The organism is Algoriphagus vanfongensis DSM 17529, from assembly GCF_000429465.1.
Classification (GTDB): Bacteria; Bacteroidota; Bacteroidia; order Cytophagales; family Cyclobacteriaceae; genus Algoriphagus; species Algoriphagus vanfongensis.
On sequence record NZ_AUBX01000010.1, the window covers coordinates 188,152 to 201,350 of the forward strand.

The 13,199-nt window shown below is 43.5% G+C and carries 9 protein-coding genes; 2 read left to right on the plus strand and 7 right to left on the minus strand.

Annotated elements, in window-relative coordinates; genetic code table 11:
* Positions 1–660: 660 nt before the first annotated feature.
* From G460_RS0105930 to G460_RS0105950, 5 genes are all read right to left on the minus strand, one after another.
* Entirely contained in the window at positions 661–2,091 is a 1,431-nt protein-coding gene (locus tag G460_RS0105930; RefSeq protein ID WP_026954494.1) for a TolC family protein, read from the minus strand.
* Positions 2,084–5,239, minus strand: coding sequence for an efflux RND transporter permease subunit (locus tag G460_RS0105935; RefSeq protein WP_026954495.1), 3,156 nt, complete (start codon positions 5,237–5,239; stop codon positions 2,084–2,086). The genes G460_RS0105930 and G460_RS0105935 overlap by 8 nt, the downstream gene beginning before the upstream one ends.
* Positions 5,240–5,263: 24 nt before the next feature.
* Positions 5,264–6,352, minus strand: a complete 1,089-nt coding sequence (locus G460_RS0105940) for an efflux RND transporter periplasmic adaptor subunit (RefSeq protein WP_026954496.1) — start codon at positions 6,350–6,352, stop codon at positions 5,264–5,266.
* A 120-nt stretch (positions 6,353–6,472) separates the two neighbouring features.
* Entirely contained in the window at positions 6,473–6,895 is a 423-nt protein-coding gene (locus tag G460_RS0105945; protein ID WP_026954497.1) for a hypothetical protein, read from the minus strand.
* Between the two features lie 146 nt (positions 6,896–7,041).
* Complete coding sequence (locus G460_RS0105950) at positions 7,042–7,617, minus strand: helix-turn-helix domain-containing protein (protein ID WP_026954498.1); 576 nt, start codon at positions 7,615–7,617, stop codon at positions 7,042–7,044.
* 364 nt (positions 7,618–7,981) lie between these two features.
* On the opposite strand from G460_RS0105950, the gene G460_RS0105955 reads away from it, so the two are divergent.
* Positions 7,982–8,563, plus strand: a complete 582-nt coding sequence (locus G460_RS0105955; RefSeq protein ID WP_211226738.1) for a phosphonate degradation HD-domain oxygenase — start codon at positions 7,982–7,984, stop codon at positions 8,561–8,563.
* 97 nt (positions 8,564–8,660) lie between these two features.
* The gene (locus G460_RS0105960) at positions 8,661–9,650 is read left to right on the plus strand and encodes a bestrophin family protein (protein WP_026954500.1); all 990 of its coding nucleotides are present in this window, start codon (positions 8,661–8,663) and stop codon (positions 9,648–9,650) included.
* Positions 9,651–9,706: 56 nt separating this feature from the next.
* Here G460_RS0105960 and G460_RS0105965 read toward each other — a convergent pair whose 3' ends face one another.
* Together G460_RS0105965 and G460_RS0105970 are read right to left on the minus strand one after the other, a co-directional pair.
* Entirely contained in the window at positions 9,707–10,402 is a 696-nt protein-coding gene (locus tag G460_RS0105965; RefSeq protein WP_026954501.1) for a head GIN domain-containing protein, read from the minus strand.
* Between the two features lie 236 nt (positions 10,403–10,638).
* Complete coding sequence (locus G460_RS0105970) at positions 10,639–13,065, minus strand: ABC transporter permease (RefSeq protein ID WP_026954502.1); 2,427 nt, start codon at positions 13,063–13,065, stop codon at positions 10,639–10,641.
* Between the last annotated feature and the right edge of the window lie 134 nt (positions 13,066–13,199).

The window sequence follows — 13,199 nt, forward strand, 5'->3', positions numbered from 1 at the left end:
GCTGAATATTTATTATATGAATGTCTCCAATATTGATCATTCGCACATTTGTCAGGCTACTTGAGTTATAGAAGCACTTTTCTTTTCTAGCCGAAGAGAGCTTCGCCCGATCACTCCCATCAGGAACTAGCGGACAGAGTAAAAAAATTACTCAGCAGCAAATTAAATTTTGAAAGGCACATTTACAAGGATGGAGGAATGCTGAGGAATCAGTTTCTCGATCGATGACTAGCTTTTATTTTTTTGAAATATTCCGTTTTAGAATCAAAACTTTCAAAAAATCCCAACCCTGTAAAATTCAACAAATAAGTAGAAAAATTAAATTTTGTGGAAAACTTCTCCAGAGCCCTACCAAAAAATACCCTGTACTGGGTATTTTTTTTTCATTAGGCCAAACTACCTTTGAAATAGGGTGATTAAGCAGCTTTTCTCATAGCTTTTCCTAGAACATCATTAAGGGATTTTTTTCCACATTTTTTTACCCCTTAAACCTTATTGTAATTAAAGGTTAATTCAAAGACCCTTCCACTAGGAAGGGTTTTTGTGTTTTATGGCAAGAAAAAAACCACCCCGCAACGCTGCAGGATGGTTTCTGGTCACACACTCATCAATCCGCCCGTGAAACACGGGTTAGGGTACTCATTCAACCTTCATTTATCTTTAATTCCAGCCTCCACCGAGAGCCTGGTACATGTCCACCATGGCATTCATCTGTTGCTTTTTGGTTTCGATCAGCTCCATTCTCGATTCGAGAGCTTCACGCTGAGTCAAAAGGACCTCCATATAATCTGCTCTTGCAGAGCTAAATAGATTATTGGAAATGGTAATCGACTGAGTCAAGGCTTCTACTTGCTTGGATTTCAAGGCAAAGCTTTCTTGGAGATTATCGATTTTGGATAGTTGATTGGCTACTTCTATATAGCCATTGAGAATGGATTTTTCATAATCATACACAGCAGCAACTTGTCTCGCATTGGCTGCCTGCAGATTGGCCTTGATCGCATTTCTATTGACCAAAGGAGCTACTAGATCCCCTGCCAGATTGAATATCAAGGACTCAGGAGTAGTCACCAAATAGCGTGGGTTGAAAGCTTGATACCCTATCCCGCCTACAATTCTGAAAGCAGGATAAAACTCAGCTCTTGCCACTTTGATATCTAGCTTGGATGCTTCCAATGCCAGCTCAGCTTGCCGAATATCCGGTCGATTGGCAAGTAGCTGGGAAGGAACCCCTTCTTCAATCAATTTTGGCATCAAATCTGGAAATGCAGCTGAGCTTCTGACGATGGGTTGTGGGTATCGGCCCAACATGAAATTGATTCTATTCTCAGTTTCCACGATCTCTTGATTGAGTTCGTAGATGAGACTTTGATTTTTGGCTACTTCCGCTTCGAACCGCTTCACAGCAAGTTCTGTCACTTTCGCAGCCTCTTTCTGCATTTTGACTACTTCAAGGGCATTTTTTTGGATCTGTATGTTCTGCTTTAGAATGGCCAATTGATTGTCCAAGGCCAATAGCTCAAAATAGGAATTGGCTATCTCTGCGACGATTTGCGTAACTAGGAAATTCTTCCCTTCCACTGTTGACAAGTAATTCATCACAGCGGATTTCTTCGAATTCCTCAGCTTTTTCCAGACATCAAGCTCCCATGAAGCAGATAGACCAAAAGTCACATCCCCTAATGGCTCCGGAAACTCCCGGCCTTCCATAATTTCATGGTTAGACTCCACTACTCCTTCACGGGTATAGCGCCCTACTTTATCAATTCCTCCACCTGCGCCGATCGACACAAAAGGAAGATATTCACCCTTACGGGCCTTGATCTCAGTAGATGACTCCAGCACTTCTTGTAAGAAGATATTTAATTCCTGATTTCTCACCAATGCCGTATCTACCAAAGCTTTGAGATTGGGATCATTGAAAAACTCCGACCAGCTGATTTCCGCTGAATTGGTAGAATCAGAAGAGCCTTGATAAGTATCAGGAACAGTCCTATTTTCTTGTTTGAGGGCCTGCGTAGGAGCGCAAGAATTAAGCATTCCTACCACCAAAAGCGACCCTGCTATCGTTATTATTGATCTTTTAAGCATGTTGTTCTTCTGTTAGCGGTGCAAAATCCTCATCCTTGATCATCTTTCGTCCTTTGGCGAGATGAGCGAAAATATAGTAAAGCCCAGGTACGATGATCACTCCGAAAATGGTTCCAAATAGCATCCCTCCAAGAGCAGAAGAACCGATTGTACGATTGCCCACTGCACCAGGACCAGTCGCTATCACAAGAGGAATAAGACCTGCGATGAAAGCAAATGATGTCATTAAAATCGGTCGGAATCTCACTTTGGCACCCTCGACCGCTGCATCAAAGATGCTCGAGCCTTGCAGTTGCTTTTGAACCGCAAATTCTACGATCAAGATGGCGTTTTTACCCAAAAGCCCAACCAACATAATCAAACCAATCTGGGCGTAAATATCATTGGCAAGCCCCATCACTTTGAGCAAAAGGAATGAACCAAACACCCCGGCAGGCAGTGAACAGACCACTGCAAGCGGTATGATAAAGCTCTCATATTGAGCGGCCAATACCAGATATACAAAAACCAGTACTACGATGAAGATATACACAGCCTCATTCCCTCTTCGGGCTTCATCATAGGAAAGTCCCTCCCAGGCAATATCATAGCCATTCGGCAATGTTTCTGCTGCCACTTCTTTGATCGCATTGATCGCATCCCCGGAAGTAAAGCCGGGCGCAGGCACCCCTTTGATTGAGGAGGAAGTATAGAGATTGAATCGAGTGATCTCATTCGGTCCCTGTGTTTTTTCCATTCGCATGAATGAAGAGTAAGGAACCATCTCACCTTCTTCATTTTTGATGAATAGGTTGAGAATATCACTTGGAAGCTTTCTGTATTCCGGAGCAGCTTGGGTGTATACTTTGAAGAAGTTACCGAAGCGAATGAAACCTTGCTCGTAGGTACTACCGATCAATACATCGAGATTCTCCATGGCTTTTCCGATGGAAACTCCCTTCTGCATGGCCAGTTCATTGTCAATAATCAACTCATACTGAGGATAATTAGCCGCAAAGAAAGTGAACAAGCCCGAAAGCTCAGGTCGCTTTTTCAGCGCTTCCATAAACTCAGCATTGACCTGATCAAATTCCTGGTAATCTACCGTGGCATTTTTGTCCAACATCCGCAGGGAAAAACCATCAGAAGACCCGTATCCCGGAACAGCCGGTGGCTCAAAAAACTCAATGACAGCTCCCATGTTATGGGTTTTTTCTTCGAGTTCTTCGATGATATCATGAACTGAATTCTGCCGTTCCGACCAGTCTTTTAAGTTGATCAGACAGGTACCTGCATTAGAGCCACGTCCTTCTGTCAAGATTTCATATCCTGCCAAAGAAGAGACAGATTGGATTCCTTCGACTTCCTCAGCAATCGCCTGCAATTGTCTGGAAACTTCATTGGTTCGTTCCAAAGTAGATCCCGGAGGCGTCTGAATAATCGCATAGATCTGTCCCTGATCCTCATTGGGGATAAAGCCTGTCGGAAGACTTTCATTGACAAAAACTATCCCGAGTGCAAAAGCTCCCAAAATAGCCCATGTCACCACTCTCCTATTGACAATGACAGTCAAGAGACTAGCATAGCGACCAGTCAGCCTTTCAAACTGCACATTGAACCAGTCAATAAATCGGTCTACCGGAGTTTTCTTTTTCTTTTTGCCATGGTTATTCTTCAGAATCATCGCGCAAAGCACCGGAGTCAAAGTCAAGGCCACTACACCCGATAATACAATAGCACTGGCCATAGTAATCGAAAACTGCCTGTAAAACACTCCTACTGGCCCTGTCATAAATGCCACTGGTACAAACACTGCTGTCATGATCAAGGTGATCGCGATGATTGCTCCGCTGATTTCTCCCAAGACTTCTTTCACTGCTTTGTAAGGAGAAAGGTGTTTTTCTTCCATCTTGGCATGGACTGCTTCTACCACCACAATCGCATCATCGACCACGATACCAATCGCAAGTACCAATGCAAAAAGTGTAATCAAATTGATCGTGAGACCAAAAAGCTGCATAAACATAAATGCTCCGATCAGCGAAACCGGTACGGCTATCGCAGGGATCAATGTCGATCTCCAGTCTCCCAAAAACAAGAAAACCACAATTGCCACCAAGACAAATGCTTCGAATAAGGTATGTAGGACCTTGTCAATAGAAGCGTCGACAAATTTGGACACATCATAGTTGATCTCATAGCTCATACCAGGAGGAAAAGTATGCTCCATCTCTTCGAGTTTCACTTTCACTTCCTCGATAACCTTGGATGCATTGGAGCCAAAATTCTGCTTGAGGACGATGGAAGCCGCTGGATAGCCGTCTTTATTGGAATAGATATCGAAAAACTCACTTCCCAACTCTACCTCAGCGATATCTTTCAGCTTCAGGATTTCACCTTCGGCATTGGCTCTGATGATAATATTTTCATATTCCTCCGGCTTATTAAATCGTCCCTGATACGTAAGCACATACTCCAGAGATTGGGCTGTTTTGCCTGAGGCTTGGCCGAGTCGACCTGGTCTCCCGATCACACTTTGCTCATCTATCGCTTCCAATACTTCCTCAGAAGATATGTTATACGCTCTCATGCGGTCTGGCTTGAGCCAAACACGCATTGCATACTGCCTACTTCCTAGAATCTGAGCACGCCCCATCCCACTAATCCGCTGCAATTCCGGCAAAATGTGAACTTTCGCATAGTTATAAAGGAACTTCTCATCCGCATTTTTATCCGTACTGAACAGGTTGACGTACATCAACATACTCGGCTGGATCGGCGTGATGATGACCCCCTCCCGCTGGACGAGCGGAGGCAGATTATTCATGACCTGATCCACGCGTGTTTTGACATTGACTACAGCTGCATTGGGGTCAGTGCCAGGTTCGAAGACGATCTGAATCGTCGCCTCCCCTGCTGAGGTGGCATCTGAGATGATATACTGCATCCCTTGCACACCATTGATTGCTTGCTCTAGTGGGATCAGAGTAGACTTGACTAAAACGTCTGCACTGGATCCAGGATAAGCCACGAAAATATTGACACGAGGGGGAGCGATCTGAGGAAACTGAGAAATCGGTCTCGTCGTGATTGCCAATATCCCCAAGAAGATAATAGCCAAAGAAATAGCTATGGCCAATACTGGCCGTTGAATGAATTTCTTAAACATCTTACTTGATTTTAAAGGTTAACCTTATTCAGCGTGTAAGCCGTTTAATTCTTTCATTACCGCCTCGTGGGAGACTACGTCAAAATGGATTTTTTCACCATTGACTACTTTTCTCAATCCCTCTATCAGAATCTGGTCTGAGCTGGATATCCCTCCACTCACCAAGTACAAATGTGGAAGTTCTGCTACCACGGTGATTTCCCTAGACTGGATGACACCCTCCTCATCCACGAGGAAGACATACTTTTTATCCAAAATCTCAAATGTCGCCTTTTGTGGTATCAGCAGTGCATGTGGAAACTCAACCGGCATTTTGATGTTTCCGGTCTCTCCGTGGCGCAAGATTCCTCTTTGATTGGGAAAAGTCGCCCGGAAGGCAATATTCCCTGTCTCATGATTGAAGTCAGATTCGATCGTCTCGATTTTTCCAGGATTATCAAAATCCTTTCTATTGGCCATTTGGAGATAGACTTCAGGAAGGCTATCCAAGGAAGCCGTGGAAATAAAATCAAGGTATTGTGCCTCAGGCACATTGAAATAGACCCAGACATTGCTGTTGTCAGACAAGGTGGTCAAGAGCTCCCCTTCGTCTAGCAAGCTTCCAAGACGGACATGAAATCGTCCCATAATCCCATCAAAGGGCGCACGGATTTCTGTGAATCCCAAGTGGGCATTTGCTAGGGAAAGTTCGGCATTCGCCTTGTCAAGTTGAGCCTTGGCTAAGGCCAATTCATTGGCAGATACGATATTACTATCCGCCAGGCTTTTAGTATTCAAATATTCGATTTCGGCAAAGTTTGCTTCAGCTTTCGCTTTCTGCATCTCGGCCTCGTAGATGAGTGGCATGATGCGAAACATCAACTGACCCTTTTTGACCAACTGACCTTCATCCACGAAAATATTTTGCAGATAGCCCTTCTCCATAGCGCGCAGTTCGATGTGCTGAATGGAGTGGATCTGACTGACATATTCCTCATAAACGAGGGTGTCCTTTTCGATAGGATGAGTCACTTGATAAGTGGCCTGATGTTTTTCTGCATGATGCTTTTCCCCACAGCTGGTCACCGCATAGAGCAGAACCAGTCCTGTGAGAATCATGTGATAATTCTTCATAGGTGATTTTGATTCTTAACAGAAATGATTGTGGAAAAGCCGGACGGCTTCTTCCTGGTTATTTGGGCTGATGATTTGTAGAAAAAGGGGCTAGAAATCCCCGGAAATCAGCAAAAAATCCTAAATAACAAAGACCTGCTTAAAAATATGAATCGGTACTGCATGAAAGGATGCAGCGGGAAAGTCAAAATAATTTTTGGACTTGGAGCTCAGTCCGTCAAATAAAACAGAAATCCAATCCTCAAAAAGAATAGCCCAATCCAAAGGCACTCTTTTGAGAGAAATAAAGTCTCGCTGCTTGTCCTCTTCTACTTCCCAGAAAATTTCTTGCTGAGGTGTATAATAGGTCTTGACGTAAGACTGAACAAAATCCAAAGAGGCATCTCCCAGCCCAGCTATACTTCCATGATTCGAAGCAAACGATTGGGAAATGGTCTGATTTTCAACATCACAGGACAGGGATTTAGTCGAGGCAAATGCCGAAGCACTGACCGACAAACCTATCCAGGCGATAAAAAGTCGTAAAACCAGATTTTTGAACATAGCTCCAAATGTAGAATGAAAATTTTTCTACCAAAAGAAATGGAAAGTTTTTATTTGGTTAAATCTCCTGAATTTCAGAAATACTTTTAGAATCTTCCTTTCAAGGATTATTAAGTGGGTTTCCAGAGCGGATAAAAGCTCCTATTCTATTTTCCTTCAAAAAAATACACCACCAGCATTTGACATAATTCCCCTCCTGGATTGATAGGATTGTGCGGAATCCTTCCATCAAACAACATCGAATCCCCAGCCTTGAGGTGAATTGTCTGATCCGGGAAGATATAATCCACCGCCCCTGCTATGATATATTTGTATTCATAGGCATCAGTCTCCACAAAATCCCGTTTGGAGCCTGGCTCGATCTCAAGAAGAACTATGTCGATCGTGCTTTCTTTTACCTTTTTAGTAAAGATCCGATGATAGATGTAGCCACTGGATGGTTCTTTCTCGAATCGCTCGTACTCCTCCTTTCGCTGAACCAAAATCGGTGATTGAGTCGTGTGCAAACTCAACTCGCTGAAAAACTCATCCAAATCAACTTCCAAAGATTTGATAATCTGAATCAAGACCAGCAGGGAAGGAATAGTCCGCCCATTTTCTATCTGGGAAATCAATCCCTTGGTGACTCCAGCTCGATCTCCTACTTCCTGCAAAGTCAAGTTTCTTTCTTTTCTGATGTGCTTCAGTTTGTTACTGATCTGCACGATCACTTCCTGTTCCATGGATCTTGTATTTGGCTTCTTAACCTACAAAAATTTCAACTGTAAAACCTTCAAACTTCCCTGTCAAAACGGACTCTTCTGCGTGAGGTTATCAAAAAAGAGGGAATCAAACCGAAGTTATCTTCCCTCCCAGTAGAGCAAAACCAACTCAATTACTGTTTAGCAAAAGTATACCTCAGGTAAAGAAATAGTAAACCTCTCTTTTTATCATTCTATTACTAATTCATTTCCGAAAAATTACCAATCTGATTTAAAGTCACGAATTTTTCTTCAAAAGCAATTCTTCAAAATTTCTTAACCCTGCTTTTTTGACATAAAAGCCGCAAAAACTGAATTTAGTATTTGTAAACACATTAGTCAAAGTATGGATTTGCAAAACTTGAGTATTGATGAAAAGCTGGATTTGATTTTCGGCTTATACGAAAAACATGGAAGTGACGACTACATCGGGGAGCCCGTCTCTCAGCTGGAGCACATGTGCCAATCTGCCCAGTTGGCGGAAAATGAAGGCTTTGAAGACGAAGTCATTTTGGCTGCATTCTTTCACGATATAGGTCATCTATTTGCACATCTCGGCTCAAGCGAATCGATGGGAGGCTTTGGCACCAAGCGACATGAGCAACTGGGAGCTGAGTACCTGAGACAGCTTGGTTTCCCAGAAACTATCGCCAAGCTCGTCGAAAATCATGTTCAGGCAAAGCGATATCTGACTTTCAAAAATCCAGAATACCTTCAAAAGCTTTCGGAAGCGAGTTTGGCTACCTTAGGATACCAAGGTGGCCCGATGACTGCAAGTGAAGCAATCGCTTTTGAAAAGGACCCTCTATTTGAAGCTTCCCTGAAGATGAGAACCTGGGATGAAGAAGCAAAGCTGGAAAACAAGCCTTTAGCCGATTTGGATACATACCGACAAATGGCCAAGAATATCCTCCTCAGCCAAAGGTAGTTTTATCTTTAAGAACTTACAGGTAGTTCCCTTTCAAACCCAAACCATTGAGGCTAGCAAAAGCGCTGGAAAATAAGTAGTTTGAAGAAAAAACTCTATGTACGTCAATCGGCACTATCATATCTGGAGTACCGTTCGCTGGTCAAGAAAAATCCTCCTCAATGCTTTTCTATATTCCGCTGCGGTCATTCTAATTTATGAATTCACCCAAATCCCTTTTTACCTCCCATGGCAGCCTTTATCTGTGATCGGTATTGCAGTGGCTTTTTATCTGGGTTTCAAAAACAACTCCTCCTACGACCGTACTTGGGAAGCCCGCAAAATCTGGGGGGCTATCATCAATGAAAGCCGCTCTTTTGCCACGGGCATTTTATCTCTTCCGCTGTCGGCGGATGTTTCTTCCGAAAAGAAACGAGAATTAATCTACAGACATCTCGCTTGGGTGATTGCACTCAAGCACATGATGAGAAAAGGAAAAACTTGGGAGCACAATGGAGCGATCGAAAAGCTGGTTTTCACCCCTCATTTCAGGGAAGAAGCCACGCAAGGAGTCATTCCCGAAATCACCAAATACCTCAACGCTGAAGAATTGAAGTCACTCCAGCAGACTTCAAACCTCGCTTCTCAGCTTCTCAAAAATCAAAGTCTGGAGTTGAATACATTAGAGGAAGCAGGCAAACTTTCAGAATTTAAGCATATCTGGCTGCATGAGTTGATCAGCCGACTCTATACCAATCAAGGCATGTCCGAGCGGATCAAAAACTTTCCATTTCCCCGACAGTATGCTTCTACAGGCCTTTTTATCAATTATATTTTCTGCGCATTGATCCCCTTTGGCTTGCTGGATATTTTTGTCGAATCCGAAAACCTTCACTATTGGACGACTATCCCATTTTCAGGAATCATCATTTGGATTTTCTTTCTGGTAGATCGCATTGGCGACTATTCCGAAAACCCTTTTGAATCAGCCTACAACGATGTCCCTATCTCCTCCATCACCCGGGCGATAGAAATAGACCTTTTGGAAATGATTGGAGATAAAAATATCCCAGAACCCTACCCCGTGGAAAATGGATTTTTGATGTAACAAAAAACCCTGCTGTAGAACTATCAGCAGGGCCAAATTCTTCCGATCAACGGATATTATCTCTTCCGAATACTACTCGAGCCGGACGTCTTGATCTCCCCCAGTCTTGGACTGCCAGAATAAATCACATCTCCTGAACCGGAAGATCTCACGGAAATTTCTCCCAAATCACCTACATGAGTATCACCGGATCCAGACTTGGAAACGTTGAGTTCTCCGATAGCCAAATTTTCGCCATGAAAATCACCCGATCCTGACTGCTTGATTTCAGCTTCATCTACAGCACCTCCTTTGATCTTGATCTCAGCCGAGCCAGAAATAGACGCTTCCAGTTCGTCCGCCTCCAAGGTATTCATCAAAATATCCCCAGAACCTGATAGTCCTAGATAAAACTCATCTGCACGGACAGGCGAAGTCACTTCCATGCTTCCAGATCCAGAGCACTTCAGTCCTTCCAGTTGCTTATAAGTGATATAAAATTTCAGTTTGACATTGTTATAACTCCCTCTCACTAAACCGACACTGAGGACATCACCATCTATTTCTGTTTTGACCTTATCTAGGCTCACTCCTCTGGCTTCGATGCGGATTTCTTCCGTGTTTCCTTCTGTCAAAATCACTTCCCAGCTCCCACCAGAGTGTACTTTGGTAAAATGTCCGGGTGTTCTTGTCTCTGTTTGTTGAGCTTGTGCGCAGGATGCCATTGCAAATAGCACTAGGATCACAGCTCCGATTTTTGTGTTGATTTTCATAATATATAGTTTAAAGTTCTAAGGTTTAAAGTTGGAAAGTGGCCAGGTTTTTAAGGTTTATTGGGCGTTGCGGTTATTAGCCTCCCTAACATACTTGAAAGCCCTTTAATTTTAGATGCTTGCACCATCCCAATAGTTGCATAGGAATCGTTAAAATCACTTATCTAGGTTTCCAATATTCAAATTCTAAGTACTTGACTCTTGGCTCTAGATTCTTGACTCTTGATACTAAAACCCTATTCATTCTTAATACTCTTCACTGGATTGGCCCAAGCTGCCCGCAGTGTCTGGCTCGTCACTGTCACAGCCGCAATCAACCCGGCTATCAAGCCAGCCCAGAGGAATGTCGTCCACGAGATCCCGATATGGTAGGCAAAATCCTCCAGCCAGCTATCCATTCCAAACCAAGAAACCGGAATAGCTATCAAGAAACCAATCGCCACCAGCTTTAGGAAATCTTTGCCCAAAAGCACCAAGATATTGGAAGTCTCTGCTCCCATTACTTTGCGGATTCCGATTTCCCTGGTGCGCTGCTCCGTCGCAAATGTCACCAAACCCAACAAACCAAGCACCGAAATCAAAATAGCCAAAGCAGAAAAGAATGTAAAGATTGTCTTGACCCTCGCTTCTGCTTCGTATTGTCTGTTAAATCCTTCATCGATGAAATTCGGTTCGAAAGGATATCCCGGTCTGAAATCAGCCCACTCCCCTCTCAGGTATGCCAGCACCTCATCTCGTTTATCCGCTTCAAACTTCACGCTCACATTGTTATTTCGATCGTGAGAAATCATGAACACGATGGGTACAATCGGCTGATGTAAACTTTCGAAATGAAAATCTTGCATCACACCCGTCACAAATCCCCTTCGTCCACCATAGTGAAAAGGCTTGCCGATAGCTTCTTCGGGAGATGACCAGCCTATTTCCCTGATTGATGCTTCATTAAGTACAAACGCCTCGGTAGAATCACTGGCCATTTGATAGTCAAAATCCCTACCGGCTACCAGAGGAATCCCATATGTTTCAAGAAAATTATGAGCCACATGCACGTCAGCTATTCGCAGATTGAGCTGGGTCATTTCTCCATTGACCTCAGTCGTGGCTCCCTGTGAATCAAGCAATCTACCCGAAGGAACTCTGCTAGACATGGATACTTCCACTATACCTGGTTGATTTTCAAGTCTGTCTTTGATGATTCGGTAGTTCTCCGTGATAGCTGCACTACTCGGTAGCACCACCACATCTTCTTTTTCAAATCCCAGATCCTTGTTTTGCATGTAGCTCAGCTGCCCGATCACAACCAAGACTGCAACGATCAAAACCACCGAGATGGCAAATTGCCCAACAACCAATACCGAGCGGAAATTTTCATGCCCTTTGCCAGCTTTGAAAGCTCCTTTGAGCACTTTGGCAGGAGCAAATCCAGAAAGAAACAAAGCTGGGTAACTGCCCGAAATCATGCCTACAAATACGACTATTCCAACTATCCAAAGGATCAAAGTGGGGTTGGAAAGAAAATTCAAGGATAAAGGCTTGTCCAGAAAGTCAGCAAAAATCGGCAAGCAAAGAAATACCAATGCAAGCGCCAGCAGCATAGCTATAAAAGTCATCACAAAACCTTCTCCCATAAACTGCCGGACGAGCACCAACTTGTTTGCTCCCATCACTTTTCGAAGTCCCACTTCCATAGATCTCAGCGAAGATCTGGCTGTGCTCAGATTCATAAAATTGATACAGGCAATCAGAAGAATAAATAATGCAACAGCCCCATAGATATAGACATAGTCGATATTTCCATTGGCTTCGATTTCCGAATCCAGATTAGAATACAAATGAATATCCTCAATTGGCCACATGAATAAGTCGGTAGTTTGCGACATCGGAACACCCTGCGCAGTCTCTCCCATATGCCGGTCAATCATGCCAGCGAGTTTATCTTCAAAACTCTTGGCATCCACTCCCTCCGCCAATTTGAGATATGTGGAAAAATTATTGGACCCAAAGTTTCCCATAAAAGCCTCTTGGCCTCCATAAAACTGGACGACTGGAATCATTGAGGTCAAGAAGTCCACCTGAAAATGGGAGTTTGCCGGCATATCTTGCATCACTCCTCTTACCTGCAGATCAAATTCCATCCCTGCAATCTCCATTTCCAATTCCTTACCTAAAGCAGATTGCTCGCCAAAATACCGCTTAGCGGTGCTTGCTGATAAGATCACTCCATCCGCCTCACTCAATGCCTGTTTGGAATCTCCTTCAATAATCTCCCAAGAAAAAATATCAAATACCTCCGGGTCCGCCATGAAGAAGCGCTCTTCCACAAATGCATTTTCACCGGCCCGGATCAGCGGATCAGCGTTCATCAGTCTCGCCACTGACTCCACATCATCCGGAAAATCCGACTGTATCAGAGGCCCAAATGGAGGTGCCACATGCCCCAGATGCAGACTTTCATTTCCATCCTGATTAAACCAAGCTCGCGAAACCCGGTACAGGCGATCCACATCTGGATGGTAGGTATCATACCTCAGTTCAAACTGCACATACAGCAGAATGATGATACTCACCGCCATCCCCACTGCCAAACCAAACAGATTGATAAAGACATACATGGGATGCTTTTTAGCATTTCGGAAGACGATCTTGAAGTAATTTTTAAACATGCTTTCTAAATTCTAAAATTGAAAGATTGGAAAATTGGAAGATTAACTACCCTTGATACCCAATCTCTATTCTCTGTTCTCTAAACTCATTTTTAATTCTAGGTTCTTGATTCTTGCCTCTTGATACTAGATAC

Bases quoted from the DNA above. Each gene is read 5' to 3' on its own strand.
- G460_RS0105930 (WP_026954494.1), bottom strand. From the start codon at position 2,091: ATGCTTAAAAGATCAATAATAACGATAGCAGGGTCGCTTTTGGTGGTA.
- G460_RS0105935 (WP_026954495.1), bottom strand. From the start codon at position 5,239: ATGTTTAAGAAATTCATTCAACGGCCAGTATTGGCCATAGCTATTTCT.
- G460_RS0105940 (WP_026954496.1), bottom strand. From the start codon at position 6,352: ATGAAGAATTATCACATGATTCTCACAGGACTGGTTCTGCTCTATGCG.
- G460_RS0105945 (WP_026954497.1), bottom strand. From the start codon at position 6,895: ATGTTCAAAAATCTGGTTTTACGACTTTTTATCGCCTGGATAGGTTTG.
- G460_RS0105950 (WP_026954498.1), bottom strand. From the start codon at position 7,617: ATGGAACAGGAAGTGATCGTGCAGATCAGTAACAAACTGAAGCACATC.
- G460_RS0105955 (WP_211226738.1), top strand. From the start codon at position 7,982: ATGGATTTGCAAAACTTGAGTATTGATGAAAAGCTGGATTTGATTTTC.
- G460_RS0105960 (WP_026954500.1), top strand. From the start codon at position 8,661: ATGTACGTCAATCGGCACTATCATATCTGGAGTACCGTTCGCTGGTCA.
- G460_RS0105965 (WP_026954501.1), bottom strand. From the start codon at position 10,402: ATGAAAATCAACACAAAAATCGGAGCTGTGATCCTAGTGCTATTTGCA.
- G460_RS0105970 (WP_026954502.1), bottom strand. From the start codon at position 13,065: ATGTTTAAAAATTACTTCAAGATCGTCTTCCGAAATGCTAAAAAGCAT.